This is a genomic window from Haloplanus natans DSM 17983 (genome assembly GCF_000427685.1).
GTDB classification, from domain to species: Archaea; Halobacteriota; Halobacteria; order Halobacteriales; family Haloferacaceae; genus Haloplanus; species Haloplanus natans.
Map to the genome: position 1 here is coordinate 2,071,349 of NZ_KE386573.1, position 18,989 is coordinate 2,090,337.

Below are 18,989 nucleotides of genomic sequence, written 5' to 3' on the forward strand. Positions count from 1 at the left end.
ATATCTGCCAGAACAGCCGATGGACGCGCCGATTCGGGTCCTGCTCGTCGACGACGTTGCCGACTTCGCCGCCATCGCTGCGGAACTGCTCGAGCGGGAGGACGACCGCCTCGACGTGACGACCGAGACGGATCCGTCCGCGAGTCTCGATCGGCTCGCCGAGTCGGCGTTCGACTGTCTCGTCAGCGACTACCAAATGCCCGGAATGGACGGGCTCGAACTGCTCGGAGCGGTCCGCGAGCGGTGGCCGACGCTTCCTTTCGTCCTCTTTACCGGCAAGGGGAGCGAGGAAATCGCGAGCGAGGCCATCTCGGCCGGCGCGACGGACTACGTCCGGAAGGGGACGGCCACGGACCAGTACGCGCTCTTGGCAAACCGGATCGTTCAGGCCGTCTCGAAGCGTCGGAACCGCGCACGGGCGGATCGATTCGAGCAGCTCCAGAAACTCGCTCACGAAGTCAGCAAGGCGCTCGTTCGGGCCGACGACGGGACGGGCGCCGAGCGGACGGTCTGTGAACGACTCGCCGAAGCGAAGCCGTACGCCTGGGCGGCCATCGGGACGCCGACCGTCGACGGCGGTGTGGTCACGGACGTGGCCGTCCGATCGCTCGCCACCGCGGCCGACGGCGATAGGGTGGACGTGGCCCTCGACGCCGTGCCCGCGGTCGAAGTCGCCGCGACGGAGCGTGAACCCGCCGTCTCGACGGGTGCGGACGCGGCGGTGATCGCCGTCCCGCTCGAGTACGAATCGGATCGCTACGGCGTACTCGCGGTGAGGTCGGCGGGCGGCGCCCCGACCGACGCGTTCGAGCGCGACCTCCTCGCGGAACTCGGGGTCGACGTGGCCAGCGCGCTCCACACCCTCGCGGTCCGTGCCGACCTGTGCGAGTCGGAGGCGAAGTTTCGACGGTTGGTCGAGGGGAATCTCGTCGGCGTCTATCTCATCCAGCACGGCGAGTTCGAGTACGTCAACCCTCGGCTCGCGGCGATGTTCGGCTACACCCAAGCGGAGTTGCTGTCGGGCGTGACGCCGTTCGACCTCGTGATCGAAGCGGACCAGGAGAAACTGCGGCGGAACATCGACCGCCGCATCGTGGGCGAGGTCGACGACCTCCGGTATACGCTCCGTGGGGAGCGCAGGGACGGCTCGAACATCGAGTTCGAGGTCCACGGCGGCCGAATCGACTACCGCGGCGAACCGGCCATCGTGGGGACGCTCCTCGACGTGACCGAACGGAAGCGATACGAGCGCGAACTCGAGCGGTCGCGGGCCGAGTACCGGGAGCTGTTCGAGGCGTTTCCGGAAGCCGTCTTCGTCCGCACCGAAGGCGACACGTTTCAGGCCGTCAACGAAGCCGCGATCGACCGCCTCGGCTACACTCGCGACGAACTCCTGTCGATGCGGCCGGCGGATATCGACCCGACGGCCGACGCCGAGAGCGAGGACGAACGGATCGAGGACTTCGAACAGGGTCGGATCGAGCGCTTCGACACCGTCCACGAGACGAAGTCGGGCGAGCGAATCCCGGTCGAGATCAACGCCACGCTCATTCCGTACCGCGGCGAAACGGCGATCCTGTCGACCGCGCGAGACGTGAGTGACCGCATCGAACGGGAACGGGAGCTAGAACGGCGGAACGACCGCCTCGAGGAACTCGCGAGCGTCGTCTCACACGACCTGCGAAACCCACTCAACGTCGCCGCCGGCCGGATCGCGTGGGCGCGTGAGGAGTCCGACTCCCCCCACATCGACGACGCGGCCGCCGCGCTGGAGCGGATGGACGGCCTGATCGACGACCTACTGACGCTCGCCGGCCACGGGCGACGGGATATCGACCCCGTTCCCCTAGAAATCGAGTCGTTCGTCAGCCGATGCTGGGCGAACGTGGCGACGGAGGACGCCGCCCTGAACGTGCGCGTCGAGGGGACGGTTCGGGCCGACGAGAGCCGACTCGGGCAGGCGTTCGAGAACCTGTTTCGGAACGCGGTGGAACACACGGCCGACGAACGCGACGACGTAACGATCACCGTCGGGAGCCTCCCGGACGGCTTCTACGTCGAAGACGACGGACCGGGCATCCCCGAGTCCGACCGCGAACGGATCTTCGAAGCCGGATACTCGACGAACCAGAACGGAACGGGTCTCGGCCTCGTCATCGTCCGCGACGCCGTCGAAGCCCACGGCTGGGAGCTAGCGGTCACCGAGAGCGAGACTGGTGGAGCCCGGTTCGAAATCACCGGCGTTCAGGCGCTGTCGAGTTCTTCGCCGTAGTCGCCGCCGTAGCGGATGAGGAAATACGCCAGGCCGAGGACGGAGCCCATGACGGCCGTCAGGGCAATGACGAGGGATTTGGCGCTGTCGGGGACGCCGGGAGCGCCGCCGCCACCGCCGCCGCCGCCGCCACCACCACCGCCGCCGCCCGAGTCGGGCATCGCGCCGACGACGACGACGCCTTTCATGCCGAGCGCGCGGTGGGGCTGACAGAAGTATTTGATAGTGCCTTCGGAGTCGAAGGTCTGTTCGAACGTGAAGCCGGCTTCGGCGACGAGTTCGCTCTCGAAGTCGCCGCCTTCCTCGGCGACGACGTTGTGTTGCCCGCCCTGGCCGTTCCACTCCCAGATGATCGTCGTTCCGGGGTCGACCTGAACGGCCGGCGGATCGAACGCGAAGTTTCCGCCGTTGCCGGAGGCGCCGACGGTGATCGTCACCTCGCTCTGCCCGGTCGCGTCGGCCACCTCGCTGTAGTTGCCCACGTCGCTCATCCACCCGTCGAACGACGCCTGGGCCGTGGCGGTGCCGGCGGCGGCCGCAGTCGCCGCGGTGCCCGCGACGGTCGTCAGAAATCCGCGTCGCGAGACTGAACGGTCGCTTCCCATACCGGGGGTTGCGGGCCATCCTACGAAAACCTGACTATCCCGACCGGCGGCGGGTTCCCACCGACGGGGAGCGATCCCACACGCTTACCAGGGTGTCGTGCGGACGGGGAGTATGGTGAAACGACTGCTCGTCCCGATAGACGGATCCGATCCCGCAGACGCCGCCCTCGAGTTCGCCCTCGAGGAGTACCCCGACGCCGACATCACGCTACTCTCAGTGATCGATCCGACGGACGTGGGCTATGGCTCCATCGAGGCGGCCCCGAGCACGTTCGAACACCTTCAGGAGAACGCAGAGGAGCGGACACAGAACGTGCTCGACGAGGCGTCGAACCGTGCGGCCGAGTACGGAATAGACGTAACGACGGAGACGGTGATCGGGATGCCCTCCCGCGCCATCGTCGAGTGGGCGGAGAACAAAGACATGGACGGCATCGTCATCGGGAGTCACGGCCGAAAGGGTGTCACACGCGTCCTCCTCGGAAGCGTCGCAGAATCGGTGGTCCGGCGGTCGCCGGTGCCGGTGACGGTCGTCCGGTAGTCGGCTGTCGGCCGTATCAGCCTTCGGTCGAGTCGACCGGCCCGCCGTCGGGCAGTTCACGGAAGGCAACGGTGAAGTCGGTGTCGTCGAACTCCTGGACGGCGGAGTCGAGATCGCGCTCGACGGCGTCCAGCCGGCGGGTCAGTTCGGCGTACTCGTCGCTCTCTTCGAGTTCGTGGGGGGTCTTCGCCGCTTCGAGGGTCACTTTCTTTTCGACGAGTTGGAACTTCTCCTGTAACTGGTCGTCGTACGAACTCCGGACGACCATTCGCTCGACGGTTTCGACGAGTTCGGGCTGATCGACGGGCTTGATGAGGTAGTCGTCGATGCCCATGTCGACGATGTCGAACCCCGGGTCGACCGCGGTTACCATGACCACGCGCACGTCAAGGCCGCGGTCCTCGACGGCGTCGACAACCTCGTCGCCGGACAGCCCGGGCATCCGCCGGTCGAGCAACATCACGTCGATGTCGTCGTCGAGTTGCTCCAGTGCCTCGGTGCCGTCGTAGGCCGTCCGTGCCTCGGCGAACTCGTCGATCCAGTAGGCGTACAGATCCGCCAGCGACTGCTCGTCGTCGACGATGAGCACCGTCGCGTCTGAGAGCGTGGTCGTCATGATCGGTCTCCGTGTTCGAATGGGGCGCGTGGACGGCCACGAGTCGTCACGACCGGAGGACCGTCTCGCCGGTGGGTCTTCGACTGTTCGGTTCGGTTCCCAACATATGAAGCTGTTGGCCGAATTATCGGTGCTGATACGAGTCCGCGTTGCCCGGCGGCACCGGCCGGTGCGACGCGGTCACGAGCACTACGCATCGAGAACCGTCGGTCGGACCCAGATGACGAAGTCGTCGTCGCGCTTGATGACGCCACGAACGGCGTCGTCGTCGACGGGCGACGTTTCCACGTCGTCGCCCTCGACTTCGACGACCTGATCCACTTCGTCGACGATCCAGCCGACCGACTTGCCTTCGACCGTCCGCTCGCGGTCGAACACGACGATCCGCTTGCGTTCTCCGTCACCGTCGATGCCGAACACCGCCTTCGGATCGACGATAGTCGTCGTCTTTCCACGCAGATCCATCACGCCCTCGACGTGTGGTGCCGAGTTGGGGACGACGGTGAGTTCGTTCACGTCGACGATTTCGGCGACGTGAGCGATGTCGACCGCGTACGACTCCGAGCCGAGTTCGAACTCGAGCAACTGGACGGTGCGGGTGCGAGCCGTCGCCTCGCTCATCGTTCCCCCTCCGCCCCGCATCCGTCCGGCCTCCCAACGCGTCTCTCCATATCTCACGGTCGGTCAAACGGAGGTTAAGCGTACTGGTCGCATTATCCGATTTGATAACCGTGCCGGTGTATTTATTTCACTTCTACGGAAACGAACGATCGACTGATGTTCGGACGAACCCCCCCGGAAACCGACGGGCAGCGCCCGACCGCCGTGACGATCCGGTCACACAGCGGGGCGACCCGTCGATGAGCGCATCGACGCCACGGGCGGTCGTCGTCGACGACTCACATTTCATGCGGACGATGCTCTCGGATATGCTCGAAAACGGGGGCGTGACCGTCGTCGACACCGCCGCCGACGGCGCGGAGGCAGTCGAGGCCGTCCTCGATCACGAGCCCGACGTGGTGACGATGGACTTACAGATGCCGGAGGTCGACGGGCTGGAGGCCGTCGAGCGGATCATGGCCGAGCGGCCGACGCCGATCCTCATGCTGAGCGCCCACACTGCCGACGGCGCCGACGTAACCTTCGAGGCGCTCGAAAAGGGCGCCGTCGACTTCTTCACCAAACCCGGCGGCGAGGTCAGCACCCGGATGTCGAGCAAGGAAGAGCAGCTAGTTCGCAAGGTGAAAGCCGTCGCCGGCGCCGACGTGAGCGGTGGCCGGTCGTCACGGCCGGGAGGGCGCTCCCGGTCGACGTCGACGACCGCCGCTGCCACCGACTACGAGGAGGGGGCAACGGTGGTGATCGCCTCCTCGACCGGTGGGCCGACGGTCGTCGAACGGGTCGTCGCGGGGCTGCCGCGTGCCGCCGACCTCCGGATCATCGTCGTCCAGCATATGCCCGACGCGTTCACCGGACGGTTCGCCGACCGGCTCGACGCCGCGAGCGAGTACGACGTGCGCGAGGCCGAGGACGGCGCCCGCATCGGCGGCGGCGAGGCACTCGTCGCACCGGGCGGGAAACACCTCGTCGTCGCCGGCGCCGGCGGCGGTCGACTCCGGACCAAGCTGACCGAGGACCCGCCGGAACACGGCGTCCGGCCCGCCGCCGACGTGACGATGCGCTCGGCGGCCGAGACGGTTGACGGCCCGCTCGTCGGCGTCGTCCTCACCGGCATGGGCGCCGACGGCGCCGAGGGCGTGCAGGCCATCGCCGACGCCGGCGGCCACGTCATCGCCCAAGACGAGGCCTCGTCGGCGGTGTTCGGAATGCCGAAACGCGCGATCGAACTCGGCTGTGTCGACGACGTGCTGTCGGGCGACGACGTACCCGACGGGGTTCTCGACGCGACCAAACTGGAGGTTAACGCATGACCGAAGAGTACGTCCAGGCGTTCGTCCACGAGAGCGAAGAGCAGTTGACCGACCTCAACAACTCCCTGCTGGCGCTGGAGTCGGACCCGGACGACCGCGAGGCCATGGACGACATCTTCCGGACGGCCCACACCCTGAAGGGGAACTTCGGCGCGATGGGCTACGACGAGGCCAGCGACCTCGCCCACGCCATCGAGGACCTCCTCGACGAACTCCGAGAGGGTGACATGACGGTAACGCCCGAAGTGATGGATCTGGTGTTCGCAGGTGTCGACCGCCTCGAACTCGCCGTCGAATCCATCGACGCGGACGGCACCGTCGACGTCGAGACGGCCGACCTCGAGACGGATATCCGGACGGTCATCGAGGGCGGCGGCGCGACGGGTGCGGAAGACGGCGGTACCGACGCGGACGGGACGGACCAGGTCGACACCTTCGAGGTGACAGTCGAGGTAGGCGATTCGGAGATGAAAGGCGTCGACGGGATGCTCGTCCTCGAAGCCATCCGCGAGGAGTGTGATCTGGTCGACGCGACGCCCGACCCCGAGGCCATCGAGGACGGCGAGTACGAGGACGACTTCGCCCTCGTCGTCGCCTCGACGACTGCCGACGAACTCCGGGCGACGCTCGATCGGGTCTCCGCCATCGAGGACGCCACGCTGTCACAGGCAGGGACGGAAACGTCCAAAGCGAACGACCCCGAGGACGAAAGCGAGGCCGACGACGCGAGCACGGACGACGCCCAGCGGGCGAACGGCGAGAGCGAACCCGACGCCAGTAACGGCTCCTCCCGGGAAATCAGCTCCGTCCGGGTCGACGTCGATCAGTTAGACGACCTGCACGGCCTCGTCGAGCAGTTGGTCACCAGCCGGATCAAGCTCCGCCGCGCCGTCGACGACGGCGACGTGGGGAGCGCGACGGACACGCTCGGCGAACTCGACAAGATCACCGGCAACCTCCAGAACACGGTGATGGACATGCGGCTGATCCCGATGCGGAAGGTGATCAGCAAGTTCCCGCGGCTGGTTCGTGACCTCGCCCGCGAACAGGAAAAGGAGATCGACTTCCGGATGGAGGGTCAGGATATCGAACTCGACCGCACCATCCTGACCGAGATCAGCGATCCGCTCATGCACATCCTCCGGAACGCGGTCGATCACGGCATCGAACCGCCCGCAGAACGGGAAGCGGCGGGGAAGGATCGCGAGGGGTCTATCGAGCTACGGGCGAGCCGCGAACGCGACCACGTCACCGTCACCGTCGAGGACGACGGCCGCGGTCTGGACGTGGACGAACTCCGGCGGAAGGCGGCCGAGAAGGGGGTTCGGACCGAGGCCGAACTCGACTCGATGGAGGACTCCGAGGTGTACGATCTAGTCTTCCACCCGGGCTTCTCGACGGCCGACGAGGTGACCGACGTGAGCGGCCGAGGCGTCGGCATGGACGTGGTCCACAGCACGGTCAAACAGCTCGACGGCTCGGTGAACGTCGAGAGCGAGCACGGCGAGGGAACGAGTGTCACCCTGCGCCTGCCGGTGACCGTCGCCATCGTCAAGGTGCTGTTCATCGAAGTCGGGAGCGAGGAGTACGGCGTCCCGATCAAGAACATCGACGAGGTGAGCCGCATCCCCGAAGTCGAGACGATCAACGAGCAGCCGATGATCGAACACGACGAGGACATCTACCCGGTCGTCGACCTCGCCTCGGAGCTCGACGTACCCGGCGAGACGGCCAACGGTGACGGGATGCTCCTGCGCATCCGCAAGTCAGAGCGTCGGGCCGCGCTCCGCTGTGACGCCGTAAACAAACAGGAGGAAGTCGTGGTCAAGCCGCTCGAAGGCGTGTTGAGCGGCATCCCGGGACTCAGCGGGACGGCCGTCCTCGGCGACGGCAACATCGTCCCGATCCTCGACGTGGTGACGCTCTGAACCGATGAGCGAGACAACCGACGCCTTCGACCGGCTGCTCGCCCACCTCGCGGCGGAACTGGACTTCGAGTCGTCGTACTACAACGAGTCGTATCTGGATCGCCGCATCTCCGCCCGGATGCGCCGGCGGGACGTGGAGGGCTACGACGAGTACCTCGACCTGGTGCGGTCCGATCCCGAGGAGCCGGGGGCGCTACTCGACTCCCTCTCGATCAACGTCACCAGCTTCTATCGCAACCCCGAGGCGTGGGAGCCGATCCGGGACGCGCTACGGACGGTGACGGCCGGCCGCGGCCGGACGACGGTGTGGAGCGCCCCCTGTTCGGACGGGCGGGAGCCGTACTCGCTGGCGATGCTTGCCCTCGACGACGACGAGATTCGCACCCGCCGGCTCGACATCGTGGGCACCGACATCAACGAAGACGTCCTCGAACGGGCGCGAGCGGGCGTCTACCGGACGACCAAGACACGGGACGTGGCAAGCGAACTCGAACCCCTCGACGACGCGGAGCGGTACGTGGACCGCGAGGACGACACCTTCGCCGTCCGCGACGAGGTGAAAGAGCTGGTGACGTTCGAACAGCACGACCTCATCGCGGACGAGCCGAAAGGGGGCGTTGATCTCGCGCTGTGTCGCAACCTTCTCATCTACATCAACACGGAGTCGAAGCGAGCGGTGGTCGATACGGTGCTCTCGTCGCTCCGCGAGGGCGGCTACCTCGTCATCGGGATGACGGAGACGCTACCACGAGGGAGCCGGGACGCGGTCGAAACGGTCGACAAACGGCGACGCGTCTACCGACGGACCTGACATGTCGCTCTACCAGCTGGAGAAAGACCGCGACGTGGACGCCCTGCTGGATCACCTGAAGCTCAGCGACTCGGCGTCGATCCGGAAGCGAGCCGCCGAAATCCTGGGCGACGTGGTCGACGACGAGCCACAGGCGGTCGACGCGCTCGTCCGGACGGCCAAAAACGACGACGACGAGGCGGTCCGCGGCGCCGCTATCGACGCCCTCGACGCGATCGGAGGCGAGGCCATCGAGCGGCTGGTCGCGGAGATGGCCGGGGTCGATGCCGACGGCGCCGACTGGGTGCGCGCCGAGGCGTTCGTCGAGACGCTCTCGGCCGACCGCCCGGAGCTTCGGATGGCGGCCGCGAACGCGCTTCGCCGGCTGGGCGATGCGGGGGCGCTCCCGGCGCTGGTCGAGGCGCTCGAGGATCCCAACCCGCGAGTTCGTACCCGGGCCGCGCGGGCTTGCGGCGCCGTCGGGGACGAACGGGCGGCAAAGGCGCTCGGCGCCCGCCTCGACGACCCGGTCGGCCGGGTTCGCCGCGAGGCCGCCGACGCGCTGGCCTCCATCGGCGCCCTCTCCCCGCTGCTCGACGCCGTCGACGACGAGAACGACGAGGTGCGCTACGCGGCGGTCATGGCGCTCGGCGGGTATCAGGGGTCGGCGGCCATCGATCCGCTCATCGGCGCGCTCGACGACGACAGCGACGTGGTGCGGCGGGCGGCCGTCTTCTCCATCGTCGAGTTGCTCGCGGCCGCGCCGACGGAACAGAGCCACCGCATCCGTGAAACGGTCGTCGATCGGCTGGGCTCGGCCGACCGGAGCGTCGTCGATCCGCTCGTCGAATTGCTCGAAGAGAGCAACCAGCCACGGGAGCGGCGCAACGTCGCCTGGCTTCTCGGGCGCGTCGCCGACGACGAGGGGTACGCCGACGCCGTCGAGGCGCTGGTCGGCGCCCTCGACGCCGCCGACGGCACCACCGCGCAGTTCGCGGCGACCAGCCTCGTCCACCTCGACGGCGAGGCCGTCGAGGACGAACTCCTCGATCTGCTGGAGGATCCGGACCCCTCGGACGCGGCGCGGTCGAAGGCGGTGTTCGTCCTCGGCAAAGTCGGCGGCGAGCGTGCCCGCGACCGACTCGAGGCGCTTCTGGATCGCACCGGCGACGAGGAGGTCCGCAAACAGGCCTTCGCCGCCCTGTCGAAACTCGGAGGCCGTCGATGAGCGAGGGCGAGCGGAAGGTGGTCGATACGCGCGGGAAGTTCACGCAGGTCGTCAAGGACGGCCGCGAACTGAACGACGCGGAGTGGTCCGGGGGGCGCATCCTGCTGTCGAACAGGCGGCTGATTCTCGCGGGCAACGGCGGCAAACGGACGATCCCCCTCCCGAAAATCGAGAGTCTGGAGGGGCGGACGGACGTGAACCAGCTGGTCGCGAAGGTGTCCGGCTACGTCAGCCTCCAGATCGCGGGCGGCGACGTGGTGCTCGTCTCCGCGGACGACCCCGAGTCGTTCGAGCGGCTCCTGTACCGTGCCCTCCTGGATCGAAAGATCGTTCTCGCGCGCCACCCTGCGGTCGAGGGCGGCGTCGTCACCGACGCCGAGTGGGAGAAAGGCCGACTGAAAATCGAGGAGGGGGCCGTCGCCCTCGCCATCGCCGACGGCTCGTTCGTCGAAATCGACCTCGACGACATCGGGTCGATGGAGGCCAACGAGCGGTCGGTCAGAGACGAGAAACGACGGGTGCTGGAGGTCGAACACAGCGAAGACGGGACGAGCGTCCAGACGTATCTCTCGGGGTCGACGCGCCGGTGTGCGATCCTCGAGAGCCTCCTCCGGAAAGGGGAGAGCCGGAGCGAGATCGGTGTCGATCTTTCCGAGCGACAGAACGAGGTGTTGATGGCGCTGTATTCGGGAGTGTCGCCGTTCGAGATTCCCGACTTCCTCGGGATGGACGTCGACGAGGTAGAGGAGGTGTTCGACCGCCTGATCGAACTCGAAGTCGTCGAGGAGATACGGGTCCGGCGCGAAGTCGCGCTCAACGCTCGCGGGCGCAACATCGCCAGCGAGGCGATGAACGACCAATGAGCGCGGCCGGGGTTACCCGTTGGACTCGGCGACGAATACCGATCCCTCGGCCCGGATCGACAGGTCGAACGCTCCTTCGAGAACGTTGATGCTCGCCCGCTGTGTGTATCGCGGATCGAGATGGCAGTGTGCGAGCGCACGCTCCCGTTCGAGCCGCGCGGAGAGGAGGTGGAGAAACCGGAACACCGTCCGCAGTTCGAACGTCTCGAGGAGGTCGGGGAGGATGTCGAACTCGACGGACAGCGTGCCGGCTGCCTGTCGCGCCCCGATCGCTCGCGAGAGCGTCTCGCCGACGCCGCTCAGATCAGGCCGGCCATCGAGCATCAGGACTTCTATCGATCGAGCCGAGGGGTCGATATCGACCTCGGACAGCGGCTCCGTGACCGTCGTGACGACCGTCGTCGACGCTGGCCACGACGGGAGCGCACGATCCAGAAGTCGGAGTCGGTCGGCCGGGTTCGCCGTGACGATCATCGCGTGGTCGCCGCGCGAGAGGAAATGCGTGCGAGCGTTGTCCGCCGCGTCGTCGGACGGGGCGATCACGAGAACGTTTCCGGTTCCGCCGACCGCATCGGCAACGTGGGCGCCGGCTTCGAGTTGTGACGCCGCGTGGCCGAACAGGTGAGACTTGAACGCGTCGACCGCGTCGTCGTCGTCGCCCGCGTAGGTCTCCCCCTGGGTCCCGCAGTGGGGACACCGCCACGCGACTCCCACGTCGTCGCGGCGGAGATTCGACTCCGCGTGGTCGAGGAGGTGGGCGCCGACCGCTTCGGCCGCGGCGTCACCGCTCGCGGTCCAGCAACCGAACGCACACCGCCGACACTGCCATCGGTAGACCATCGACGGCTAGCTCACCACCGGTCGGCCGTCCCGTGCCGGCCGTAGCCGGGCGATTCGGATCGTCACGCGTTGACTTCCTCTAGCCGGCTGTTGACGACGACCCGCCCTTTCGGCGTCAGCGCCGTCCCGTCGTCGCCGTCGACGACGAGGCCTTTCTCACGGAGGCCGTTCAGCACTATGGTCGTTTGGCTGGCGTCGGCGGCGACCACGTCGAGGGGGTCGACACCCTCCCCCGCGGAGTAGATGCCGACGAGGACCTGCACCTCCTCGTCGGAGAGGCTCACGTCCTGCAGGGATTCGACGATGTCGCTGTACTCCAGCCGGAAGTACCGACCGAGGAGGTTCATCACCCGTTCGGAGGGGAGGGCAACGACCGAAAGGAGAGCGGTCGTCCGCGGGACGTGTCGCACCGACAGCGCGGGTTTGGTCTCGCCGGCGAGCGTCCGCGTCTCCTTCTCGAAATCAGTCACCGTCGCCAGATCGATGGCGAAGTCGACGTTCGGGCCGGCGAAAGCGAGGGCGCCGTCGTCGACGGTGAGTTTCGCCTTGCGGATCGTCGAGTCGACGACCCGTCCCCCGCGCTCGGCGGGGTGTTCGACCGTCACCGTGCGCCCGTTCAGGTGCGCTTTGAACAGGACGGTCGCGAACTTCTCGACCGTGTCGCTCTCGGCCTCGACGACGGCCATGCGTCGTCCTTCGTCGGTCCGGTAGGCGACGGTGATCGAGTCGCTGAAAAACGAGCGCATCTCCGGCGGGACGTGCCCGACCGCGATGTCGAACATCGTCGAGGTGGGTATCGTCACCTTGTGGTCGTCGCCGACGAGCACGAGCCGTTTTCGGCTCATCACGATACGCCCGCGAACCGGGTCCTCGCGACTCATGTCGGTCACGAAGAAGCGGCCGACGAAGTCGGCGATGACGCGTTCAGACATTCAACAACCCCCCCACGACCGTCATGGTCAGCACGGCGACGGCACAGCCGATCCAGGTCAGAGCGACGAAATGGAGGAGGGCGTTCGCCTTGTGGCCGCCATCGACAGTCCGGATGATGAGCGCGGAGAGGACGGCGTTGATCATCACCACCCCGAGGAGGAGAAACTGGATGAGCGGGAGGTCGTACACCCCCGTGTGGATGAGTTTCCCCACGTCGAGCTGTGAGCTAGTCCCGAGTTCGAGCGACATCCCCGCGAGGATGTCGACGATTTTGAAGCCGATGAAGAAGGCAAAGGAGGAGGCGGCGGTGATCCCGTACAGCAGGCCGATCATCGTGACCGTCGCCTGCTGGCGCTGCTGTCTGAGCTGGTTGACGTGGTTCATGTTCTGACTGATGAGTTCGCCGAGCTGTTTCGGCTCGCCCCCCATCTGCCTACCGACGAGATACATCTCGCTGAACTTCTGAATCAGGTACGAGCGCGTGTTGGCGGTGAAATACTCCCACGCGCGGTCGGGTTCCAGCCGCATGTTCAGCCGCTTGAACAGGTCGTCCACGTCCTCGGTGAGGGGGCCGAAATCCTTCTTCCGGAGCGTCTTGAGAACCGCGGTGGTCGTCGACTGCTTCGCCGTCTCGCTCGCGCCGAGCGCCCGGATGAAACTCGGGAACTCGTCGTCGCGGGATTTGATGCGCTCCTCGTGGAACCGGAAGGCGACGCCCGGAATCGCCAGCGGCGTGACGGGAATGGCCATGTAGAGCGGGCGCGGGATCGAGGCGACGGGCAGGAGGTCGGTCAGACCGGGCACGCCGCCGAAGAGGTCGCCGACGACGAGGACGACGAGGACGAGAGAGAGCACGCCGCCGGCGATCAAACTCCCGATCATCGACCACTCGCCCTCGGGGCGCACGTCGTCGGGGTAGTACCAGATCGGGTCGTACGGCGTTAGCGTTCGGATGACGAGGAAGAAGCCGGTCTGGACGAAGCCATAGAGGACGATGACGGCCCCGACGGTCATGGTCGGGTCCGTCCCCGTCAGGATGGGGAGGACGATGGCGAACACGAGCGCGAAGGTCATCGAGAGCACCATCGACAGGTAGAGGTCCTTCATGACTTCGAGGTTATCGAGCGTACTCTCGTACATCGTCACGTAGTTCTGGATCATCACCTGCTGCTCGCTGAGGAGGAACTCGCTGAGTTCCTGCCCGGCGTTGACGGTGTAGGCGAGGCGGTCGAAAAAATCCGCGAGGGGGTCGCTCGGGATGCGCCGGGCGCGGCGGCGACAGGCGTCGTCGAGACTCTGGTTCCACGTGTCGACCAGTTGGACGACGCGGTTGATCTCGTCGGCGAGAGCGCCGTACTCCTCCTCTTCGCCGAGTTTTCGGAACACCTCCATGCGGTCGATGTTCGTCGTCGACAGGACCGTCATATGCGTCATCAGGAGGTGGTACTGGTTCTCCATCTCGACGCGTTCCTGGCTGACCAGGAGTTTGGGGTAGGCCACCGCCGCAAAGAGGACGAGGCCGCCGAGGAGGGGAATGGGAAGCCGGATCGAAAGCGGGAGCGAGACGAGGACGGCGACGGCGACGGTGCCGGCGAAGAAAGCGACGGAGGGAAGCACGATGAGGGAGATGTACCGCGACATCTCCATGTCCATCCGCTCGTACGCCTCGACGATGGATGCGAGCGTCTCCGAAGAGGTGAGATCGGACCCGCCCTCCGCTGCTGGTTCGGACGCCATTATTTGTGTATATCGAACGGGAGGCCTTCGACGCCGTCGCGCTGGAACGACTTGATCGCCTCGTTGACCTCGTGGTAGCCGAGGATGTTCTCCTCGATCATGCGCTCGACAAGGCGGGCGCGGAAGTCGAGGTCGTCGTAGATGTCGCGCGTGTCGGCGTACCCAAGCAGGGTCGCGATCTGTTCTTCGAGGACGTAGGAGTTGTTCATCCCCTGGAAGACGATTTCGTCCTCCACGGGGTCCCAACTGAACACCTGCCGGGTGACGACGCCGTCCATCTCCTTGGAGTAGCCCTCGATCTCCTGGACGCTCGTCACCCGGCGGAGCACGTCGTCGCCCTGCTTGACGCGGTTCTGGAACAGCGCCACGTCGGCGTTGTCCATGAACGTCTCGGGGACGTTGATGGGGTCGCCGGTGAACCGCTGGATCATCGAGACGATGTCGCTGGCGTGGAAGGTGAGCATGACGGGGTGGCCGGTCTGGGCGGCCTGGAACGCCATCCGCCCCTCCTCGCCACGCACCTCTCCCACGACGATGTAGTCGGGGCGGGAGCGGAGGGCGGCGGCGACGAGGTCGAACATGTCCACGTCGGAGTTCTCCTCCGCGCCGCCCTCGCGGGTGAGCAACTGCTGCCAGGTGTCGTGGGGCGGGAGCACCTCGGCGGTGTCCTCGGCGGTGTAAATCTTCGAGTCCCGGGGGATGAAGGACATGATGGAGTTGAGCGTCGTCGTCTTCCCCGAGGCCGTCTCGCCGACGACGAAGACGGTCTGTTCGTTCTCCAGACAGAGCCACAGGTAGGCGACGAGTTCCGGGGAGAGGGTCCCCCACTTGGTGATCTGGTTGATCGAGAGCGGCGTCTCGTCGCCCTGCCGGATGGTGAGACTCGGCCCCTGCACGCTCACGTCGTCGGAGTAGATGACGTTCAGACGCGAACCGTCGGGGAGCGTCGAGTCGACGATCGGGTTGGAGTCCGAGACGGGGTCGCCGATGCGCTCGCCCATGCTCCGGATCCAGGAGTCGAACTGTTCGGGCGTGCCGAAGTCGACGGTGGTCTCGATCAGCCCGTAGGTGCCGTGATCGACGTAACACTGGTGTGGGCCGATGACGTGAACGTCCTCGTTGGCGGGGTCGCGCATGACCGGTTCGAGGGGGCCGAGCCCCACGATGTCGCGGTTGAGCCGGTAGCGGATGTTCTCGTAGGTCTGCTCGCTGACGCGGTAGTTGCCGAGACCGAGGAAATCCAGCAGCTTGTCGATCCAGTACCGGAGGCCGCTCCGGTCGCGGTCGATGGTCGTCGTCTCCTGGAGGAGTTCCTCGATCCGGTCGTCGTACTCCGACTCCTCTTCGGGGACGGCCTTGCTGACGCTGCGATCGAGGAGTTCGTCGCGGATCTTCGAGAAGAGGCTCTGTTCGTCGCCCGAGAGCGACGGCTCGATCGCGTAGTATTTCATGTCCTGACCCAGGTCGCCGTAGATGTGACAGTAGATGGGACCGCCGATGGGGTAGAGGACGTTCGGCCGACTCGTCTCGTAGTCGCTCGTGGGTTCGTCGATGAGCAGGGGGAACTCGCCGGTGATCTGCTTGAACTTCTTGAGGTGATCGCGGAGGTGGGGCCGGTTGGCCGCGATCCGCTTGAGTTCGTCCGAGGGGGTGGCGGTTCCGAGTTCTGTCATTATGCGACGCTACGACTCTCGATGACGATCCCCGTCCCCGATCGGACGGAGTAGCCGATCGTGTCTCCGACCTGCTGTCCCATGCCCGCGAACCGCTTGACCGAGATCTGTCGGCGCACGTCGTTGCCGACCTCGACCATCTCGAGTTCGAGGAAGATGTCGGCGATGGAGCGGAAGGGACCGATCGCCTCCTCGTCGACCGTCGAGGGGTCGACGGTCAGGACGACGACTTTCCCCTGTGAGATCACGTCGCGGAAGAAGCCGATGATCTCCAGTGCCGCCTGCCGTTCGTCGTTCTGGCGCACCAGCGCCTCGAACTTCGGATCGTTTCGGAGGATGGCGTCGAACGTATCGATCACGATGACCTCCGAGTTCCACATCACGTCCGCGTTCATCAGACGGGTGAGCAGTTCCTTGCGCTCGCCGTCCCCCTCCTCCGAGAAGGTGCCGCCGGTGTCGAAGTCGGCGTGGAGAAAGAGGACGTTCTCGTCCAACAGGTGATCGACCATGTCGTACGACAGCGAGTGCATCTGGTCGATGAACCCGCGGGTGGTCAACTCAGTCGAGAGATACGTCACCGTATGTCCTTCCTCGCAGAAGCCGTACGTGAGCCGCTGGGACATGGCGCTTTTGCCCGCCCCGTAGTCGCCCTCGGCGAGGACGATGCTGCCGCGGGGAACGCCGCCGCCGAGTTCCTTGTTGAGGCGGTCGTGATCTTCCAGGCCGAGCGACAGCAGATCGGAGGTGCTCATGTGCGGAACCTGAACACCTCCTCGTCGCCGTTGACGATCAGCTTCACCCGGTGATCGCCGGCCGAGAGGTCAGCCCCGCCGATTTCGAGACGGATGACGTTGCTCGGCTGCCACGTCTCGCCGTCGACGACGGTCACCGTGACGTTCGTCCGGTACCGGCCGTCGAGCAGTATCTCGATGAACCGCGAGTCGGGCGGGATATCGGAGGTTCCCGTGTTCTTCACCAGCAGCGTCACCGTCTTCGAGGAGTTGTTGTAGACGGGGCTGCCGGCGTCGCTGATCACCTCGATGTCCGTCCGGACCTCCTCGGAGACTTCGAGGCTCTGGTCGTCGATGCCCTGGCTGAGCCGCGAGATACCCTGGGTGAAGGTGCCGGCGACCCCCGCGGCGATGACGAGGCTGGCGATAAAGAGGATGAGGTGGGACGCGGAGACACTCGCCATTCAGAGCACCTCCGTCGCGGCCACGCCGGGACCGGTGACGAGTTTGATCCGGTCGGGCTGGCTCGTGGCCGTCACTTCGAGGTGGAGACGCTCGCCGGGGAGCCACAGGGAGGTCGAGTTGTCGCCGCCGGCCCGGCGGACGGTGAAGTCGTCGCGATACGCGTTGTCGACCAGGAGGTCGACGGCGTCGACGTCGAGGGTGGTCGTCCCCTCGTTGACGGCCTCGACGGTCAGCGTGTCGGTGCCGGCGTCGTACGTGGCGTTGGTGAGCGTGAAGGCGGTGTTCTGACGTTCGAGGGCCTCCTCGTTCACCGCGGACTTCGCGTCGGTGACGCGCTCGAATCCGTTGGCCGAGGCGGTGTACGCCGACGAGAAAGCGAGGAAGATGCCGACGAAGACGATGGCCGCCGACCCGCTGACGCTAAAACCCAAAGGGGACACCTCCGCCACCGCTCCAGCAGTCGAAGACGACCGAATCGGCGGTCGATCCGGTCAGTCGACTGATATACCGCAAACTGGCGACGTGGTGGTCGATGGAGAGCGTCGACGGGGCGCCGGTCACCTCCCGGTCCGCGTCGAGGTCACCGAAGCCGACGAGGAAATCGCGGAGTTCGTCCGCGGCACCCTCGCCGATCCACTGGATACGGCGGTAGTACTCCACCGCCCGGGCCGCATCTTCCACGTCGCCCTCCTCGACGAGATACTCGAGCCACTCCATCACGAGGAGGTCACCGACGTAGCCCGAGGGCACCGTCTCGAGGTAGGGCTTCGACGTGCCCGACCCCTGCATCACGGTGTTAGCGGCGAACTGCAGGTCACCGGCGCCCGTCTCCTCGGGCGCGGGGGTCGCCGTGGCGCCGTCGGTAGCCATCGTCTCGGGCGTGGAGTCGGCGTCCGTGGTCGGAGGGTCGTCGGAGGCGACGTCCCCACCGTCGACCACGCCGGGGCTCCGGTCGTCACCGTCGTCGGTCGCCTCACCGAAGTCGTCGCCGAGGTCACCGAAGTCGTCACCGTCGTCGGCCAACTCGTCGAAATCGTCGGCTGCGTCGCCGTTTGTCGCGTCGCCGTCGTCGTCCGCCCAGTCGGCCTCGCCGCTGTTGTACTCGTCTTTCAGTTCCTCGAACGATTTGCCGGAGTCGTCTGAATCGTCGTCGGCCATAGTATCCTCGGTGGTCGGGTCGTCGTCGTCGATAGCGCCGTCGAAGTCGCCGAAGTCGTCCTCGTCGCCCTCGTCGTCGAGGAAGTCGTCGTCGAAGAAATCCTCGGCCTCGGCGCCAGCGATGTCGTCGTCCAGATCCTCCGTCTCTTCGTCGTCGTCGTCGTCGAACAGGCCCAGCGATCCGCCACCGTCGTCGAAGCCGCTGCCACCGGCCTGCACGTCGTCGACGAAGGGGTTGACGCCGCGGGTGACCATCTCGTAGATATCGAGCAGTTTGCGGACGTTCTCCTCTACGTCCTCGACGGTGTTGCTGATCTCCTCGTTCTCGCTGCGGATGGTACTCACCGTCGAGGAGAGGCTGGCAACCTCGTTTTCCATCTCGTCGATCCGGCCTTCCAGTTCGGCCGTCGCGGCACCGCCGTCGTCGCCGTCGTCGAATCCCAGCCCGTCGTCCCCGAAGTCGTCGCCGCCGAAGTCGTCGAGGTCGTCCTCTTCCTCGAAGAACATGTCGTCGTCGCCGCCGTCGGCATCGCTCTCGTCGTCGTCGTCACTGCCGAGAAACCGCTCTAGGAGCTCCATTCGGTTCCTCCCGTCGCCCGACGACTCGTCGAACCCATTCTATCGTGTCCACTATTACCGCGCCGTACTTTAATCGTTGTCCTTCAGTTATCAATTTTG

General features: G+C 66.2%; 18 protein-coding genes. 7 read left to right on the top strand and 11 right to left on the bottom strand.

Annotated elements, in window-relative coordinates; genetic code table 11:
- The first annotated feature begins 19 nt into the window (after positions 1–19).
- Positions 20–2,272, top strand: a complete 2,253-nt coding sequence (locus tag HALNA_RS12755) for a PAS domain S-box protein (RefSeq protein ID WP_049936737.1) — start codon at positions 20–22, stop codon at positions 2,270–2,272.
- On the opposite strand, the gene HALNA_RS12760 is transcribed toward HALNA_RS12755, so the two are convergent.
- The gene (locus HALNA_RS12760; protein ID WP_049936738.1) at positions 2,245–2,877 is read right to left on the bottom strand and encodes a halocyanin domain-containing protein; all 633 of its coding nucleotides are present in this window, start codon (positions 2,875–2,877) and stop codon (positions 2,245–2,247) included. The genes HALNA_RS12755 and HALNA_RS12760 overlap by 28 nt on opposite strands.
- Positions 2,878–2,989: 112 nt before the next feature.
- Between HALNA_RS12760 and HALNA_RS12765 the strand changes: the two genes are divergently transcribed.
- Complete coding sequence (locus HALNA_RS12765; RefSeq protein ID WP_049936739.1) at positions 2,990–3,418, top strand: universal stress protein; 429 nt, start codon at positions 2,990–2,992, stop codon at positions 3,416–3,418.
- 16 nt (positions 3,419–3,434) lie between these two features.
- Here the strand turns inward: HALNA_RS12765 and HALNA_RS12770 are convergent, their stop codons facing one another.
- Entirely contained in the window at positions 3,435–4,034 is a 600-nt protein-coding gene (locus HALNA_RS12770) for a HalX domain-containing protein (RefSeq protein ID WP_049936740.1), read from the bottom strand.
- A 189-nt stretch (positions 4,035–4,223) separates the two neighbouring features.
- Complete coding sequence (locus HALNA_RS12775; protein ID WP_049938061.1) at positions 4,224–4,655, bottom strand: chemotaxis protein CheW; 432 nt, start codon at positions 4,653–4,655, stop codon at positions 4,224–4,226.
- A 239-nt stretch (positions 4,656–4,894) separates the two neighbouring features.
- Between HALNA_RS12775 and cheB the strand changes: the two genes are divergently transcribed.
- Genes cheB through HALNA_RS12800 form a run of 5 tightly spaced genes read left to right on the top strand, consistent with a single transcriptional unit; the run spans position 4,895 to position 10,774 of the window.
- Positions 4,895–5,965 carry a chemotaxis-specific protein-glutamate methyltransferase CheB gene (gene cheB / locus HALNA_RS12780; protein ID WP_049938062.1) on the top strand — a complete coding sequence of 357 codons (1,071 nt, stop codon included), beginning with the start codon at positions 4,895–4,897 and terminating at the stop codon, positions 5,963–5,965.
- Complete coding sequence (cheA, locus tag HALNA_RS12785) at positions 5,962–7,893, top strand: chemotaxis protein CheA (protein WP_049936741.1); 1,932 nt, start codon at positions 5,962–5,964, stop codon at positions 7,891–7,893. Before cheB ends, cheA begins: the two co-directional genes overlap by 4 nt.
- A gap of 4 nt (positions 7,894–7,897) precedes the next feature.
- On the top strand, positions 7,898–8,704 hold the full coding sequence (locus HALNA_RS12790) for a CheR family methyltransferase (RefSeq protein ID WP_049936742.1): 807 nt from the start codon (positions 7,898–7,900) through the stop codon (positions 8,702–8,704).
- A 1-nt stretch (position 8,705) separates the two neighbouring features.
- The gene (locus HALNA_RS12795) at positions 8,706–9,911 is read left to right on the top strand and encodes a HEAT repeat domain-containing protein (protein WP_049936743.1); all 1,206 of its coding nucleotides are present in this window, start codon (positions 8,706–8,708) and stop codon (positions 9,909–9,911) included.
- Positions 9,908–10,774, top strand: coding sequence for a CheF family chemotaxis protein (locus HALNA_RS12800; protein ID WP_049936744.1), 867 nt, complete (start codon positions 9,908–9,910; stop codon positions 10,772–10,774). Before HALNA_RS12795 ends, HALNA_RS12800 begins: the two co-directional genes overlap by 4 nt.
- A 12-nt stretch (positions 10,775–10,786) precedes the next feature.
- Here the strand turns inward: HALNA_RS12800 and HALNA_RS12805 are convergent, their stop codons facing one another.
- The 8 genes from HALNA_RS12805 to HALNA_RS12840 all read right to left on the bottom strand — a co-directional run bounded on the left by HALNA_RS12805 (position 10,787) and on the right by HALNA_RS12840 (position 18,890).
- Positions 10,787–11,614: a DUF7504 family protein gene (locus tag HALNA_RS12805; protein WP_049936745.1), complete on the bottom strand. Its 828-nt coding sequence runs from the start codon at positions 11,612–11,614 to the stop codon at positions 10,787–10,789.
- A 62-nt stretch (positions 11,615–11,676) separates the two neighbouring features.
- Positions 11,677–12,546 (bottom strand): CheF family chemotaxis protein, encoded by an 870-nt coding sequence (locus tag HALNA_RS12810; RefSeq protein ID WP_049936746.1) that lies wholly within the window; start codon positions 12,544–12,546, stop codon positions 11,677–11,679.
- Positions 12,539–14,284, bottom strand: a complete 1,746-nt coding sequence (flaJ, locus tag HALNA_RS12815; RefSeq protein WP_049936747.1) for an archaellar assembly protein FlaJ — start codon at positions 14,282–14,284, stop codon at positions 12,539–12,541. Before flaJ ends, HALNA_RS12810 begins: the two co-directional genes overlap by 8 nt.
- Entirely contained in the window at positions 14,284–15,957 is a 1,674-nt protein-coding gene (locus HALNA_RS12820; protein ID WP_049936748.1) for a type II/IV secretion system ATPase subunit, read from the bottom strand. Before HALNA_RS12820 ends, flaJ begins: the two co-directional genes overlap by 1 nt.
- On the bottom strand, positions 15,957–16,709 hold the full coding sequence (locus tag HALNA_RS12825; RefSeq protein WP_049936749.1) for an ATPase domain-containing protein: 753 nt from the start codon (positions 16,707–16,709) through the stop codon (positions 15,957–15,959). The genes HALNA_RS12820 and HALNA_RS12825 overlap by 1 nt, the downstream gene beginning before the upstream one ends.
- Positions 16,706–17,152, bottom strand: coding sequence for a flagellar protein G (locus HALNA_RS12830; RefSeq protein WP_049936750.1), 447 nt, complete (start codon positions 17,150–17,152; stop codon positions 16,706–16,708). Before HALNA_RS12830 ends, HALNA_RS12825 begins: the two co-directional genes overlap by 4 nt.
- Entirely contained in the window at positions 17,153–17,584 is a 432-nt protein-coding gene (locus tag HALNA_RS12835; RefSeq protein ID WP_049936751.1) for a hypothetical protein, read from the bottom strand.
- Positions 17,574–18,890, bottom strand: coding sequence for a FlaD/FlaE family flagellar protein (locus HALNA_RS12840; RefSeq protein WP_049936752.1), 1,317 nt, complete (start codon positions 18,888–18,890; stop codon positions 17,574–17,576). The genes HALNA_RS12835 and HALNA_RS12840 overlap by 11 nt, the downstream gene beginning before the upstream one ends.
- Positions 18,891–18,989 lie beyond the last annotated feature (99 nt).

What these genes read in the sequence shown, in the direction of transcription:
- HALNA_RS12755 (WP_049936737.1), top strand. Translation starts at nt 20, where the DNA reads ATGGACGCGCCGATTCGGGTCCTGCTCGTCGACGACGTTGCCGACTTC.
- HALNA_RS12760 (WP_049936738.1), bottom strand. Translation starts at nt 2,877, where the DNA reads ATGGGAAGCGACCGTTCAGTCTCGCGACGCGGATTTCTGACGACCGTC.
- HALNA_RS12765 (WP_049936739.1), top strand. Translation starts at nt 2,990, where the DNA reads ATGGTGAAACGACTGCTCGTCCCGATAGACGGATCCGATCCCGCAGAC.
- HALNA_RS12770 (WP_049936740.1), bottom strand. Translation starts at nt 4,034, where the DNA reads ATGACGACCACGCTCTCAGACGCGACGGTGCTCATCGTCGACGACGAG.
- HALNA_RS12775 (WP_049938061.1), bottom strand. Translation starts at nt 4,655, where the DNA reads ATGAGCGAGGCGACGGCTCGCACCCGCACCGTCCAGTTGCTCGAGTTC.
- cheB (WP_049938062.1), top strand. Translation starts at nt 4,895, where the DNA reads ATGAGCGCATCGACGCCACGGGCGGTCGTCGTCGACGACTCACATTTC.
- cheA (WP_049936741.1), top strand. Translation starts at nt 5,962, where the DNA reads ATGACCGAAGAGTACGTCCAGGCGTTCGTCCACGAGAGCGAAGAGCAG.
- HALNA_RS12790 (WP_049936742.1), top strand. Translation starts at nt 7,898, where the DNA reads ATGAGCGAGACAACCGACGCCTTCGACCGGCTGCTCGCCCACCTCGCG.
- HALNA_RS12795 (WP_049936743.1), top strand. Translation starts at nt 8,706, where the DNA reads ATGTCGCTCTACCAGCTGGAGAAAGACCGCGACGTGGACGCCCTGCTG.
- HALNA_RS12800 (WP_049936744.1), top strand. Translation starts at nt 9,908, where the DNA reads ATGAGCGAGGGCGAGCGGAAGGTGGTCGATACGCGCGGGAAGTTCACG.
- HALNA_RS12805 (WP_049936745.1), bottom strand. Translation starts at nt 11,614, where the DNA reads ATGGTCTACCGATGGCAGTGTCGGCGGTGTGCGTTCGGTTGCTGGACC.
- HALNA_RS12810 (WP_049936746.1), bottom strand. Translation starts at nt 12,546, where the DNA reads ATGTCTGAACGCGTCATCGCCGACTTCGTCGGCCGCTTCTTCGTGACC.
- flaJ (WP_049936747.1), bottom strand. Translation starts at nt 14,284, where the DNA reads ATGGCGTCCGAACCAGCAGCGGAGGGCGGGTCCGATCTCACCTCTTCG.
- HALNA_RS12820 (WP_049936748.1), bottom strand. Translation starts at nt 15,957, where the DNA reads ATGACAGAACTCGGAACCGCCACCCCCTCGGACGAACTCAAGCGGATC.
- HALNA_RS12825 (WP_049936749.1), bottom strand. Translation starts at nt 16,709, where the DNA reads ATGAGCACCTCCGATCTGCTGTCGCTCGGCCTGGAAGATCACGACCGC.
- HALNA_RS12830 (WP_049936750.1), bottom strand. Translation starts at nt 17,152, where the DNA reads ATGGCGAGTGTCTCCGCGTCCCACCTCATCCTCTTTATCGCCAGCCTC.
- HALNA_RS12840 (WP_049936752.1), bottom strand. Translation starts at nt 18,890, where the DNA reads ATGGAGCTCCTAGAGCGGTTTCTCGGCAGTGACGACGACGACGAGAGC.